Here is a 14,839-nt window from a genome sequence, read left to right as displayed (position 1 = left end):
AAACAACGAAAATAATAACCTGTCAGTTCATAAAGGTGCGATTAACGTTTTAATATGCTGCTCATATTGGTCTAACTTATTAATTACAAAGCCCGTATGTTGGTAGCGGACTATCCCTTCTTTATCAATTAAAAAACTGCTGGGCATCCCTTTAAGTTGATATTGCCTGCCTATGACAGCATCGGGGTCATAAATGATATTAAAATTAACCGCAAAATCAGTTAAAAACTTCTCAGCATCTGCGCGCTCTACATCAATGTTAACCGCAATAACCGTCAATCCTTGTTCACGATACGTATTTTGCATTTCAATAAGCCAAGGAAACGAGCGACGACAAGGGCTGCACCACGATGCCCAAAAATCTAATAGCACCACTTTTCCTTTATTTTGACTGAGTAACGCTGCGAGTTGTTGCTGGCTAGGTGAAACAGTTGTCGATGCAGGTTGCTCTGCTATCACAGCAGAGCTAACAAAAAGAAATAGAGCGAAGATGAGTTTGATCATTGATAATTTAACAAGTTTGCTGGTGAATATTGATCCGTTAAGACCTTGGTGTCTTTTGGCCAGTCTTGGTTGCCTTTAGTATAAAACAAGTGCTCACTAAGCAACTGCATATCGACATCATAAGGGGCTAATTTTGGCGTTAAACGCTTTACCCGCTCAGCAATTTGTTGCTCTGTGGGCATGGCATGAAAACCCGCTAAAATTATCCGGTTAGAATCTTTATCTGTCACTACATTTACAAAATCACCAAAGACATCAAAATAGGTTGCAGACTCGTGCTGATAAAGCTTACTTGATGAAAAGGTGTTCGCGGCAACAACGCCGTTTTTGGTCAGAACACTTTTTACTTCAGCAAAAAACTCTTTTGTTAGTAAGTGCTCAGGAATGTAGTCGCCGTTAAAGGCATCAAGAATAATCCAGTCGTACTTTTGCTTTTTTAATGCCGCGCGTTTTATAAAAATGCGTCCATCTTGCACTTTTGATGTCACGCTGTCGGTTTCAACAAAATCAAAATAATCGCGTGCAACTTTAATCACCGCAGGGTCAATTTCTACATTTTCTATGTGTGCATTGGGGTAGAGTTCATGAATGGTGTTAGAAAGTGTGCCACCCCCCAATCCAATAATGAGCACATTCTTTGGATTATCAATAAATAATAAACTTGCGAAGGTCATTTTAGTGTAATTAAACACTAACTTTTTAGGGTCACTTTGGTACATACAACTTTGCGTACTTTTACGGGTTTTTTCATTAAATTTTAAACACAGTAAGTCAGCATTTTTCTCGACCAAAATGTTGCGATACAAAGAGCGTTCTTTGTGTATTACCTTGCTTTGTGCAATGAATGGCATGATTAACACTAACCATATTAAGACTCTAAGCATACAGCACGCTCCTTAACCGAAAGCTGACTCACAACAATAGCAAGTAACCCCAAAGCACCGAGTACAGCAGCAAATGTTTTAATAATATCATTAACATCAAATGCCAGCACCATATAAAACGAAGTGATAATAGTGCCCAGCGCACTGCCTAATGTACTCACAAAATATAACCCGCCAGCCACTTGTCCACTTTTTTCATGATCGGTAACCAATAACCGCACCGAATATGGCGAGATCATGCCTAAAATAATAGTTGGAATGAAAAACAATGCCATTGAGGCAAGCAGAGAACCATAACGACTGTCTTCGATATGACTAAAAATAAAAGCCATAATTGGCTCAGCAAACATAACTATTGGTATCACCATAATACTGGCAATAAAAAAGATAGCGCCATATTTGGTTAATGTTGGGTTGCGAGTAGAAAGTTTACCGCCAAGCAAATAACCAATTGATAAGCTCAACATAAACACTGTAATAATACTGCCCCAAATATGCACACTACTACCAAAAAATGGGGCTAAAATTCGCCCACCGAGTAATTCAATCCCCATTATACAAAAGCCACTACTGAATGCTAAAAAGTAGATAAGCGCATTGATTTTATTCATTAAACACCTGCTGATTTCGTTATAGTTTTAATCCATCTTAACCTGATGATGAACTCGATGCTATGACTGTTTTTTGCCCATAAAAGGGGCATTGATAAAAATACCTTTTTAAATAACCTTTATAAAAAAAGAGGCTAATTAGGTCATCGTCTGGTATTTTATCGGGAGCAATTAAAAAAGGATTCAAGCGATGGAACAGCACATTACCTCAATCAACGTTAGCGAAATAAAATCACTTTCAGGTTTTAAAGTGCGCACGTGTAACGCGAATGAAATGAGTGGCGAGGGCGCTCAAATAGGGCATTTATGGCAACGTTTTTATAGCGAAATAGCACCAGAACTGACCTCAACAAGCCATGTTTACGGTGTGTATACACATTACGAATCGGATGTCACCGGCGACTTTGATGTATATGCCTGTACTAATACCCCGATAAACACGGTAGAAACAGAGTCCGTTGATCTGGCTGCAGGGCATTATCTTCGCTTTAATGGTCAAGGAAGTATGCCACACGCAGTGATTGATGTATGGGTTCAAGTTTGGCAATACTTTAGTAATGAGCAGTGCCCACACATTCGCGCTTATAAAACTGACTACGAGTTTTATAAAAGTAGCGATGAGGTTGAGGTGTTTATTTCTGTTGAATAGACATTATGCTTTTAAGCTCCCAGCTATAACAAGCTTTTGGGAGCTTAATTATAAATACTACTGTAATCTTAAGCTATCAACGAAAAAGCGCTCATTGCTAATTGCTCCTCCCCATAGATTATCTTGAAGAACAGTCATTACTCCGTGCAAATAATTAAAACTGTGTTTTCTGTCTTTTAACACCAAAAGAGGTCCATCCAAATCGACATAACTCGCTTGTGCTGCAAGTAATGAAGCTGGAGCCATTGCTAAAGAGCTGCCCACCATACATCCAAGCATAATATCAAAACCCATTTCCTTAGCCTTACTTGCTAAAATACAAGCTTGAGTCAGTCCTCCTGTTTTATCCAATTTAATATTGAGGACCTGATACCGTTCCTGCAAATAAGGAAGATCATTTTCAGTATGGCAAGACTCATCGGCACAAAGAGGTATTGGTGATTCAAAATTGATAAGTATATCGTCCTTACCAGCAGGCAAGGGTTGTTCTATAAGAACAACATTAAGTGCTTTCAGAGCCTCTACGTTATCTTCTAGATCTCCAAAACTCCAGTCTTCATTTGCATCAACAATAAACTTACTATGAGGCGCAGCATGCGCAATAGCAGTCATCCTCGCGATGATATCTTGTTTATCTAACTTTACTTTAACTAAAGGAGGAGAATTCATTTCCAACACGGCCTTCTTCATAGCCTGTGGAGTATCAATGCTAAGTGTATGCGCACAAGTGCTGTTTATACAATTCTTACTCAATATATCAGCAACCGAGCGTCCTGCTTGTTTTGCTTGAAGATCCCAACAAGCACAATCTAGCGCATTACGAGCAGCCCCAGGCTGTAATTTGCTTATTAACTCAGGAAGTTCCATCTTGCTTGTGAAAGAGTTATCAGAAAGCAACGCTTTAATTTGTTCTGCAGCCGTACTTATTGATTCATCATAACGCGCATATGGAACCGATTCAGCCCAACCATAAAATTCTTTATCTTCAATCACAACGACGAGTACATTTGCACACTTCTTTGTTCCTCTGGAAATTTTAAACTCTGATTTCAATGGAATTGCCTGATGAAAAACAGAAACAGTGTACATAGTCGACAACGTTTCTATCGTTTTCTTAAATAATCTTTCTGTTAGCATAAGTTGGCCACTATTGAATTTACACCATCACGAAGGGGATCAACACAAGGCACGCCAAATGTCTGACTTAGGCGCTCACAAATTGCATTCCCTTCTTCACTAGTAACACTGGATGTATTGACCGAGATACCGACAACCTTAACGTCAGGATTCGTTAATTTTGCTGCAACAATATTTAACTCTATCGTCGTTTCAATACTAGGAAAGGAAGTGTGAGGTAAGCCACGCATATAAGTTCTATTTAAAGCATGACATATTACTAGCGCATCAGGCTGCGAACCATGTAACAATCCTAAGCTAACCCCAGCAAAAGCAGGGTGTGATAGCGAGCCTTGCCCTTCGATAATATCCCAATGGTTTTCGTTTGCATCAGGACTTAATGATTCAGCAGCACCGGAAATAAAATCAGCAATAACGCAATCTATTGCCACACCACTGCCAGAGATTAGAATTCCGCACTGTCCCGTAGCCCTAAAGTCGACATCTATATTTTGTTCTTTCATCGCTTTTTCTAGGCTTAAGCTAGTATACATTTTACCCACAGAGCAATCTGTTCCTACAGTAAGTAATCGCTTACCTTTGCGTTTATATCCCTTGCCTGTTGCAAATGTTACATTTGGGTGACGAATATCCAGTAAGCTTGTATTGTACTTTTGCGAAAGAGTAACTAGCTCATCAAAGTTAGTGAGCTTTTCGTGAAGCCCACTTATGATGTTCATCCCGTGCTCTATCGCCTCACTAATAATTGGCAACCACTTTTTGTCTAACACACCACCACTATTGGCAAAACCTAGAACAAATGTTTTTGCACCTAACTTAGCAGCTTCAGAGATGCTACATTGATTGAGGCCGGTACTCACTGTACAACCGCTAACGCTCAGCTCGCCTACACAAAGTTCAGCGCGCCAATCAGCTAAACTTTGTGCCATTTTAATTGAAAGTTTATCAGTCGCATCACCAATAAATAGTAAATAAGGAGGCTTAATTTGCATAATATATCTCTAATTTAGAAAGAAAAATTGACTAAACAGAGCATATTATTTTTTAAAATTAAGAAAAGAATGAAGAATTATTGCACCTATAACCTGCGTTTATACTTGAAATAAATACTCTTTAAATACAATGAGATAACTCATTAATAAATGTATCTAAAACATGTGATAAAGCTTTGTTTTCTAAATGCAGAGCACTCACATTGAAAAGTAAAGGAGGGCTAAATGATGCAATAGCGATATCATCAGATAAGTTTCCAATCGCAGTGTACTTATCAACAATACATACACCAACCCCTTGTGCAACTAACCGAGCTGCAATGAAGTAAGTTTGTACTTTTATTGTAGAGTCTAGGACTACATTTTCTGCAAGCATACGTTTCCACAAAATATGTCCTAAGGGACCACTATCACTTATATCAATAAACTCTGCACCTTCTAATTCTTGAAACGTCAGATGAGCTGGAATTAAAGGAAAAAGATTTCTAGGAAAGACCGCAACAAGTTCTGACTGCGCAATTTTAATAGCTTTAACACCAGGCATCGCACTTGGCGAAAAAACAACAGCTAAATCGCATTTATGTTCAAGTAATGCTTGTAAGGCCTCATTATTATGAATTGTTTGAACATTAAAATTAACTTTAGGATATTTTCGATGGTACTTTGCAATTGCACAGGGAAGTGCATCGAAACCTAAAGCTGGAGTAACACTTAAATTAATATTGCCAAACTCTGCTTTTTTTATGTTTTCGGCTGTGTTTTTAATCGAGCGCATTTGCTGGTAAATTTTGTCAACTTCATTAAATAGCATCGACGCCTCTTCCGTTGGAATGAGACGCCCCTTTACCCGCTCAAATAACTTAAAACCTAATTGCATCTCCGCATGCGATAAAACTTTACTAACTGAGGGTTGTGATACATGCAAAGCTTTAGCGGCATTCGTTATTGAACCCGTTGTATAGATTGCATGAAACACTTCGATATGTCGCAGTCGCATTTATTAACTCCCAAAATTAGGCAAAAAAGTAAACTGTCAAAGTCCAAAGTGAGCCAGCCAAACCAGCAGCAATAGATGCAGGAACAAGCTGCGACTTAACATGGTCCATCAGATCACACCCTGTGGTCATAGCGCTTAAAATCGTTGTATCTGAGATAGGTGAGCACTGATCACCAAATACACTCCCATTTAAAACCGCAGCAAAGCATACAGCCATAAATAACTCTGGGTGTGCTAGTTCTTGTGATTGACTAATAGCCCAAGCAAGTGGCATTGCTAAAGGAAATGCGACAGCATAGGTCCCCCAACTAGTGCCTGTTGAAAAAGCAATTGCTAGCGTGATCAGCTGTAGAAGTATTGGCAGCAACCAAAAGGGCAAACCATTCCCAAGTAAAGATACAAGGTACAAACCTCCACCAATTTGTTTACTAATGGTTCCTATAATAACCGCAAGCATTAAAATAACAGAGGCAACAACAACACCTTTTAAGCCTGTTGCAAACCCGTCCATAAGGTCACTTAACGACATACCTTTACACAGCGCAATAAACGCAGACATTAATAACGCAATCCCAAATGCCCAATTAACTTCAGGCGTACCACTGTATAAAAAAGTAAAAATGGCGATACTAATCAAGCTTATCAAAGGCAATAAAAACTCTAATACATGTGGCGAGTAATGAGAAGGGACATGGGTTTGCTGTAACTCTTTTGCACTCAATGGTGTTGCGTCTGGGGCATCAAGCTGTCCTGTTGATAATGCGCGTTGATGAGCATCTCTGATCCGCTTACCAGAAAAACGAGTAATATTCATGCTTAACAGAAATGTGCCCAAAACGGCAAAGAAACTATAAAAACTAAATGGAATACTAGAGAAGAAAAATTTAATCCGCTCTGACTCTGTTGCAAGAAAGGAAACTCCTGGTACAAAAATTAGCGCTTGAATATAAGCAGGCCATGCATTAAATGCGAGGATTGATGCAATAGGAGAGGCTGTTGAATCAACAATATAGCTCATTTCTTCATGGCTCACTTTTGCTTTATCAGCAAGGGGACGCACTGTGGTGCCAACTAAGGTTGTACTCATGGTACCGCCTTGAAAAAAAATAACGCCTAAAAACCATGAAATCAATTTGGCTGAGCGCTGCCCTTTCACAAAGTGCTTTGTCATAAAATTCGCAAACGCTTGAGCCGCCCCAGTTCGAGACCAGATACCAATCAACCCTCCTAATAACCACAAGTAAAGCAGTAACAAAGCTGCGCTACTTTCAGTTGCTAAATTCACAATGATAACGTCATTTGTTAAGTCGTAGTGACCAAGTAATAAAGCCCCAACAACAATGCCACTAAATAGAGATGTAAGCGGCTCTTTGGTAATCAAACACAATAAAATGGTGACAAATGCAGGCAGCAGTGACCATAAGCCATAATGAAAGGCAGGTTTTAGTAAGCGTATCTCGCCATCATCATTTATAACCCATTGCTCTTTTAAACTCGGAGTTTGTTTACTCGCATCTAAAGAGGCTTGATTTAAAAGGGAGTCTTGATATGCCACAACTGAGTTTATAGTGACTTCTTTTCCTTTATAAATATAAGCAAACTGATTATTCTCAGTTTGATATGTATCGTATAAATAAGATTGCTCTAACCATGTTGGAGTGACAAAAAAGTTCACATACAGTGCACTTGCAATGGCACATAGTAGGATCAGAAAGGGTAAAAGTTTATTGTTGCTTATCATTTTATTGTCTTTTTTTGAAATGCAAATGAACACCCAACTTGAGCCCAAAGTCGAAAGCTTGGGGCTCAAAAATACACACTATCTGGGCGATACGAATAGCTTTGAAAAGAATAAGCTATTTAAAAATAGCTTCTCTGTTCCATAAAAGTAGCCTCTAAAGTTTGGATCATCGGCAAATAAAATGACACTTCCCTTTCCTAACCTTTGTGCAACTAAACTTGTTTTCCCTGCTAGTTGCTGTTGATTCTCAACTGAAGCAAATCCTGTTAATAACGGTTTTTGAGCTATCTGTACAATAGACGCGTAAGGGTTTTTTGGCATTTCAAACGCCAGTAAGCCACTTCGGTGACTCGCAATCTCTCTTCTTACATAACCGTATCCAAGCGGGTGGGTAATGTCTAAGTCTCCTAACATGACGGCACCACCAATAATATCCTGCGCCTCAAGGTGTGACTTCTGGGCATAATTGATTCTTTCTTGCTGATTCTCAATACCCGCAGCAACCTCGACCGTAACAAGATCTAGCAACTCTTTACTGGCCCACTTAGCACCATCAGCTATACCAATAAATGTCCCTCCCGAGCGGGTCCAAGTTAATAACTTATCGGTGGTTTTCTTATTAATATTTGCGTGTTGACCGTCAACAAGCACAATGTGGCTGTAGTTATTTAGATCTAACTTTTCTAACTGTGATTTAGTCACTAAAACACTAGGAATATTCATGCGTTTATCAAGTAGGTGCCAAACTTCTCCTGCTTGATACTGTGAAATAGAAGGCCCAATAACAAGTAAAACGTGAGGCTGTTCAATTGCTTCGATATTATTACTACCCAAATCCATACCAATACTCTGAGTATGCGATGATTGCAATGCGTAGCTAGCTATCGCGTCTTGCTCTGCAGCTTGACTCATTAATGAATGTAATTTGCTTTTATCTTGATTCGATACAGGCACCACCACAGTACCGCGCATAAATGTTTTTTGCCCTTGGTCTGTTTCTGCTTGAAAGCCATTATTCGCAACACGGGGACGAAAACCTTCTTGCAGTAATTGATACATCAACTTAGGGGCGTAATAATTGCTCCATTCAAATGCATAAGCAACCTGAGCCTCACTTGGAGAGGGTTGGCGAGGAAAAGTAACAGCAAGCACTTCACCTACTTGGTAATTACTTTGTTTGAGCTCTTCATACTCAATACCAAAAGCCAAGGGCATCGTCCAGCCAGATACATCATAAAATGTATTATTTTCAAAGCGCGTTACTTTTGAGAACAAACCTTTAAGCATGGGATAACTCGCTTGTGCAGATTCAACAACGTATGCTTGATTTGCAAAAAATGATTTACCGTTAACGGTTATGTCTTTTGTCAGGGGCTTAACGTCTATTTTATTGCGGCTAAGTAGCTGTAAGAAATGAAAGATCTTTGCAGGGTCTTCTGGTGCTGAAAATACATACCCTTTAACACTATCGTTCTTCGCGGTTTCTCTAGTCTCTTTAAAAAACTGATACTGATAATTAAGTAAGGCCTGCTTTTTGTCTACAGCATTATTAAGAAGCGCTAAGCCTACATGATAATACGTTTTAATATTTTCTCGAAATGACAACAGCCCTCTTGGTGTTTCCAAAATCCCAGCAGAGCTGGCCTGTTCAAATAGAATACCTAAACTACCGTATAAATGTGGATAGGTCGCTCCTTTGCCAAGGTAGAAATTATCATAGGCCTCTTCATTAAAAAACAAAGTAGCAGAGCTATCTAGATACGCGCGAGGTTGCTCGACAACATCCGATAACAACGTCATAGCCTGCTTATTGATTAATGGATGAACCCTATCAGGCGCTCCAGGGTGAAAATAAAACGATTTATAAGAGCGCATTTCATGAAAATCAGCCACAATATTTGGTCGCCAGTCGTGGAACTTTTTCACCCAACTCACAGGCTCTGGGTGTTGCTGCAACATCCACTGCCGGTTTAAATCAAACCAATAATGATTGGTTCTCCCTGATGGCCATGGAGAACCATGTAAAGCATGCGCAGGGTCGCTAATAGATACCTCTGATTGATAACGTAAATTCCAAGAGGCTTCACGACTATTGCCATCAGGGTTCATACTTGCTGTTAACAAAATAATGCTATTTTCTAATAGCTTTTCTGTTTCTTTATCTTGTGCTGCTGCAAGGTGGTAGGCAATAGGTATCGCAGAATCTGTTGAGCTTACTTCGCTGCCATGAACACCAAAGTTAATCCAACTTATCACTGGCATATTTGAAGTATTTAATGCGTTACCTTGCTGTAAAAGTATATGCTTTTGCTGGATTTCGGGCAGCTTTTTTAGGTTCTCTGGCGAGCTAATTGTCAAAGTAATTATTGGTCTGCGCTCATGACTATAGCCAATTACTTCAAAACTAACGCGCTCTGATTGTTCCGATAACATCTTAAAGTAAGCAACTAACTGATCATTACGAACCATTTGCTCACCTAATTGATGACCCAAAAAGTTCTCTGGGGAAATTATATCTGAATTAAAATTCGTTGATGAGCTATAAAAATTACTCGCGGCGCTAGAGAACACATAACAAGAAGAAAACATGACGATGCAACAGAAAAGCGCCTTAAAAAACATTTTCATAATGACTACCTTAGTGATTGATTTTGTCGAATAGTTTGGCCTGCCAATACATTTAACACTTTGCCATTATCAATAGCTAACTGGCCATTTATTAGCATCCATTGCACACCAGAACTTAGCTTTTCAGGGTTTAAATAATCTGCATTAGCAGCAAATTTTTCTTTATCAAAAATAACAATATCAGCAACATTTCCCACAACTAATTTCCCCCTGTTAGTTAAACCAAATGTCTCTGCAGTTAGCGTGCTGCTTTTATATATAAACTCAGCTAGATTGAGCCATTTTTTTTGATAAACATATTCATGGTATTTTTTTGGGAAAGAGGCGTATTTTCTTGGGTGACCAGGGCTGCCATCGGATGATGTCATCACCCATGGAGCTTGCATATAAGCTTTAATATCGTCCTCTGACATATTAAAACTGGCAACACGCGCATTACCTGAAATAATTATTTTTTTTGCTGCGTCAATTGCATCCAACTGCCAATCTTCAGCTATTTGAGCCAGTGTCTTGCCACGTATATCAGGGCGCGTAGGGTCACTTATTAACAAAGAATCTGCACCGCCTCTTCGTCTTAAGTTTTCTAACATGGCTGTACGAATTGCAGGCCATTGCGCTGCGTCTTGTAATCTCGCTAAATACTCTTCCTTGCTACCGGCAAGCACTTCGCGTGGTACTAAACTACCCGCAACACTGGTTCCTGAGGCTCGCCAAGGATACTGATCTGCAGACACCTCTATTCCCCGCGCTCTCGCATTATCTATAAGTTTAATAACTTGCTCGCTTTCTCCCCAAACGTCAGTTCCTAACGCCTTAATGTGAGCAATGTGAACGGGCAACTTTGCTTCTTCACCAATTGCTATAACTTCTTCAATAGCGCCTATAAGACCAATACTGTAAGAGCTTTCATCACGAATATGACTATCATAAACACCACCATGCTCTGCTGCGATTTTAGCCAGCTCAATAACCTCCTCGGTTGTCGCATAGTTGCCAGGAACATAATAGAGCCCAGTTGATAAACCCAATGCTCCCGCGTTCATCGCCTCTTTTACAAGCTCTCTCATTTGTTCAAGTTCGCTGTTGCTTGGCGTGCGATTTACGCGCCCCATGACCGCCTTACGTACTGAGCCATGACCAACATAAAGCCCAACATTGGTGCCAATACCTTGCTGCTGGTAATCTTGCAATGTTCCTGCAACATCAACATCGCCACCGCCATCAACGTTACAGAACACGGTGCTGACACCTTGCGTTAAGTAGTTTGCATTCAAATTTGTCAGCCCACCTTTAAAATCGTTACACGCATGTGTATGAGGGTCAATAAAACCAGGTGCGATGATAAGATCTTGCGCGTTAATCGTCTTTTTTGCTTTGATATCAGTAGGTAGATGTTTTTGAACGAAGACTATATTGCCTTTATCAATACCAATTACACCAGAAAACGGAGTTTGAGATGCTCCGTTATAAATAACATCTCCAATAATAATTGTGTCGATAGATTGATGAGTTCCCTTGGTACAACCCGCCAGCAAAATAACACTCGCGATGATGCTTGTTAGTTTATTAATTCGCATTTTTTATATCCCATAAAGCAGATGAGAAGCACACAACTTCCCATCTAATTGAATGATTATTTATTCAAAACTAAAACTAAAATTAGCGTATAAATAACGCCCCTCTGCATTGTGCAAGCTTGCGTTATAACCGTATGTTTCATCTGCTAAAGGCGGCTCTCTATCAAACATATTTCGCATACCTAAACGAACGCGAGTACCAGAATCAAACGTGTATTGACCATACACGTTAAAAGTACTCCAACTACTTACATGCCAATACTCACCGGTTTCATCATGAACGGCGCTAGTATCGTAAAAATCACCAACATATTTACCATACAAGCCCGCTCCCCAGTTGTTATAGCGCCAAGTTAAAGTACCGGTAGCTTGCCACTCAGGACGACCGTCCATTTGAATTAAATCGCCCACATCTTCAAGAGGTAAACCTAATGCAGCTAACTTTTCCGACTCACTATCAACACTTTGATATGCTTTTAGTAATTTTGCCGCGTTAAGTTTTATATCAAAATCACCAAAATCAGTATCAGCTAAGCGATAGTTGATACTTAAATCGAGGCCCTCAGTAACACGTGAGTCTAAGTTTTCATATAAACCAACAACTTCAACCATGTCGCCTACAGCAACCAAACCAGAACCGTCAAAAAAAGCGATATCATCAGCAGTTGCTTGTGAGCGAATAACATTCGGATTTGCTGCGCCATTTAAACGGTAGAAATAATCTAAGTCAGCAATATTTTGATAGGAGCGTATACCGATCAGGTCTTCTTGTTCTATACGCCAAAAGTCGGCTGTAAGTGTTAGGTTGTCAATAAATTCTGGCGTATAAACTAGGCCCAGTCCGTAGTTGTAATCATTTTCTGGTTTTAGTTTTGTATTCCCTAAGCGAATATTAGAGACGCTGTCGCTGCCATTACATTCACTTAAGTTGCTCAACTCCCCTTTATTTATTCGCGCTTGGCATCGATAGTAATCTGTGGGGTAATTAACACGGGTTGTACTAGCGGTATGAAGCTGCTCAAGGTTAGGAGCTCTAAACCCCTCTGAATAAGAACCTCGTACTTGTAAACTAGAACTAGGATACCAGCTTAGTACTGCTTTTGGCTTAAATACACTTCCTACGTCATTGTACTGCTCAAAGCGACCAGCAAGCTGAAAATTAAGTTTCTCGACTAGAGGGACTTCCATTTCAGGGCTGATCAGGGCCCCTGCAAACTCAACAAATGCCGACGCTACATTACGTGAACCATCAGCATTTGGTTGACCACTAGAGCCCATAACATCAGAAGCATAATTACTCCCCGTAACAGTGTCTGTGTAGGTTATGGTGCCATTTAATCTGTCGTCATAAGTGTTTGCGAAACTTTCATAACGCCACTCAGCCCCCATTGCTATTCCAACATCGCCAGCTGGTAGAGAAAATAAAGCAGGATTCGACACTTTAAAATCGACTAATGCGAGTTCTGTTTCACCCTCACGACTGATATCGATTAAAAAGCTATCAATCGTCTCTTGAGAATTACAAGATGCATTACAAAATGGGTTATAAGCAGAGCTATCTTGACGATTTACACTGTCTTGGAAGAGACTTAAACTTATACGATTATTCGTTTTATCAACTGTTTTAGCCTTGGAATAAAGTACCGCACTGTCCCAATTCCATGCATCGAGATCACCTCTAACACCAGCCAAAGCACGATAAGATTTATTATCCACATTAATCCCTCTAGCACCTGCATCAACAACACGGTAAGCATCAATAGTGACATCGAGTCCTTGTGTAGGAATGCCAAAACCAGACACTTGATTAATACCGCTCCCTAGCGGGTTCCAATATGCATCACTTGAGATTGTCACTGGTGCAGAGGTTAACGTGGCGGTTTCACCTCGTTGTGAGTTTGACTCGGCTTGGTAATAGCCAAGCTCACTGTATAATTCGGTGCCTGAGTTTAGTTCATGATTAATAAAAACAAATGAATTTAACCGTTCAGTTTCAGGAATAAGCGTACGGCTACTATTAGTGTTATAACCTTGAGTGTCACTTGAAATGCTACCACTATCAATACACAAGCCATTACTTAACACACATCGCTGATTTGAATCACTGGCATCCACATCTTCGATATGAAACCGTCCGGCGGAACTTGTCAGGCCGTCAACAGCTTGGCTCGCATCAAAGCGTCCCCATGGAGTTGTTGTTGAGTTATTTCTAAAGTTAGAATCTCCCTCCCAGCGAGTGCCCTCTAAGAATGGTCTTAAATCATTATTGCGTGAAAACTTCGTTTCTGAAGCCATAACTTCAGAACCATGATAGTAATTAAGTGAAGCCGTTATATTGGTTGAACCATTATTAACATCCCAGCCAGCTAACGCATTTAAATTGAGTTTTTCACGACTCGTATTTTCTGCCTGACCATACTGCATATCAAAACGGTAACCGCTAAAGTCCTTTTTCATTTGCGTATTAACTACCCCAGCAACCGCATCTGAACCATAAATAGCAGCAGCGCCATCATGCAAAACTTCAACAGCATCAATCCCCATTACTGGAATCGAATTCATATTAACAGTAGTTACTGGCACTGAGTTTTCTGTTTGCGAACCAGGGTGTTGTACTAAGCGTCGCCCATTCAACAGTACAAGTGTATTACCAGTACCAATACTACGTAAGTTAATTGATGCAACATCCCCTCGAGAGGCATAAACACCACTCACGACATCATTACCGTTAAAGCTAACTGTTCCATTGCTTGGGATCGACGCAAACAACTCACTACCAGAAGTCGCACCAATTGCATCAACATCATCAGAATCAATAACAGACACGGGGAGTGCCCCTTCAATATTAGCTCCTTTGATCATCGAGCCAACCACACTGATAATCTCTAACTCTTCTTTTTCAGGTGTCTTAACTTGTTTCTTATTAGTTTGTTGTGCTGCAACTCCTGAAATATGGAGTAGGTTAAGTGAAATTAATAAGGAGAAACTTATTTTGTTTAATGGGTATTTTGTTATCTTTTTCGAAGGCATCTTCATCATCCTGTATTGTATTTTTAATTATTCCATCCGTTACCTTGCACAATTAACTGACCCTAAACAATTGACAAAAAAGCTTTAAA

Annotated in this window: 11 protein-coding genes; 1 reads left to right on the top strand and 10 read right to left on the bottom strand. The window is 39.9% G+C overall.

Annotated elements, in window-relative coordinates:
- Positions 1-27 precede the first annotated feature (27 nt).
- From D0907_RS18300 to D0907_RS18290, 3 genes are read right to left on the bottom strand one after another with little or no spacing between them, the layout of a single operon-like run.
- Entirely contained in the window at positions 28-504 is a 477-nt protein-coding gene (locus D0907_RS18300) for a TlpA disulfide reductase family protein (protein WP_065979204.1), read from the bottom strand.
- Positions 501-1,388 (bottom strand): spermidine synthase, encoded by an 888-nt coding sequence (locus tag D0907_RS18295; protein WP_065979203.1) that lies wholly within the window; start codon positions 1,386-1,388, stop codon positions 501-503. The genes D0907_RS18300 and D0907_RS18295 overlap by 4 nt, the downstream gene beginning before the upstream one ends.
- Positions 1,373-1,999, bottom strand: a complete 627-nt coding sequence (locus D0907_RS18290; protein ID WP_036972611.1) for a fused MFS/spermidine synthase — start codon at positions 1,997-1,999, stop codon at positions 1,373-1,375. The genes D0907_RS18295 and D0907_RS18290 overlap by 16 nt, the downstream gene beginning before the upstream one ends.
- A 190-nt stretch (positions 2,000-2,189) precedes the next feature.
- Between D0907_RS18290 and D0907_RS18285 the strand changes: the two genes are divergently transcribed.
- Positions 2,190-2,648: a GyrI-like domain-containing protein gene (locus D0907_RS18285; protein WP_065979202.1), complete on the top strand. Its 459-nt coding sequence runs from the start codon at positions 2,190-2,192 to the stop codon at positions 2,646-2,648.
- A 57-nt stretch (positions 2,649-2,705) separates the two neighbouring features.
- Here D0907_RS18285 and dgcA read toward each other — a convergent pair whose 3' ends face one another.
- The 7 genes from dgcA to D0907_RS18250 all read right to left on the bottom strand — a co-directional run bounded on the left by dgcA (position 2,706) and on the right by D0907_RS18250 (position 14,750).
- Positions 2,706-3,785 carry an N-acetyl-D-Glu racemase DgcA gene (dgcA, locus tag D0907_RS18280; protein ID WP_244223155.1) on the bottom strand — a complete coding sequence of 360 codons (1,080 nt, stop codon included), beginning with the start codon at positions 3,783-3,785 and terminating at the stop codon, positions 2,706-2,708.
- Positions 3,779-4,777: an N-acetyltransferase DgcN gene (gene dgcN, locus D0907_RS18275; protein ID WP_065979201.1), complete on the bottom strand. Its 999-nt coding sequence runs from the start codon at positions 4,775-4,777 to the stop codon at positions 3,779-3,781. Before dgcN ends, dgcA begins: the two co-directional genes overlap by 7 nt.
- A 121-nt stretch (positions 4,778-4,898) precedes the next feature.
- The gene (dgcR, locus tag D0907_RS18270; protein WP_065979200.1) at positions 4,899-5,774 is read right to left on the bottom strand and encodes a LysR family transcriptional regulator DgcR; all 876 of its coding nucleotides are present in this window, start codon (positions 5,772-5,774) and stop codon (positions 4,899-4,901) included.
- A 16-nt stretch (positions 5,775-5,790) separates the two neighbouring features.
- Complete coding sequence (locus D0907_RS18265; RefSeq protein ID WP_065979199.1) at positions 5,791-7,515, bottom strand: Na+/H+ antiporter NhaC family protein; 1,725 nt, start codon at positions 7,513-7,515, stop codon at positions 5,791-5,793.
- Positions 7,516-7,593: 78 nt separating this feature from the next.
- A complete protein-coding gene (locus D0907_RS18260; RefSeq protein ID WP_162898073.1) occupies positions 7,594-10,008 on the bottom strand; it encodes a M14 family zinc carboxypeptidase in 2,415 nt (804 codons plus the stop codon).
- 140 nt (positions 10,009-10,148) lie between these two features.
- A complete protein-coding gene (locus D0907_RS18255) occupies positions 10,149-11,720 on the bottom strand; it encodes an N-acyl-D-amino-acid deacylase family protein (RefSeq protein ID WP_065979197.1) in 1,572 nt (523 codons plus the stop codon).
- A 60-nt stretch (positions 11,721-11,780) separates the two neighbouring features.
- Positions 11,781-14,750: a TonB-dependent receptor domain-containing protein gene (locus tag D0907_RS18250; RefSeq protein WP_162898072.1), complete on the bottom strand. Its 2,970-nt coding sequence runs from the start codon at positions 14,748-14,750 to the stop codon at positions 11,781-11,783.
- Positions 14,751-14,839: the final 89 nt, after the last annotated feature.

Source organism: Pseudoalteromonas lipolytica, assembly GCF_003515105.1.
Classification (GTDB): Bacteria; Pseudomonadota; Gammaproteobacteria; order Enterobacterales; family Alteromonadaceae; genus Pseudoalteromonas; species Pseudoalteromonas lipolytica.
Note: the sequence above shows the minus strand (reverse complement) of the source record. Positions and strands in the feature narration are given on the sequence as shown.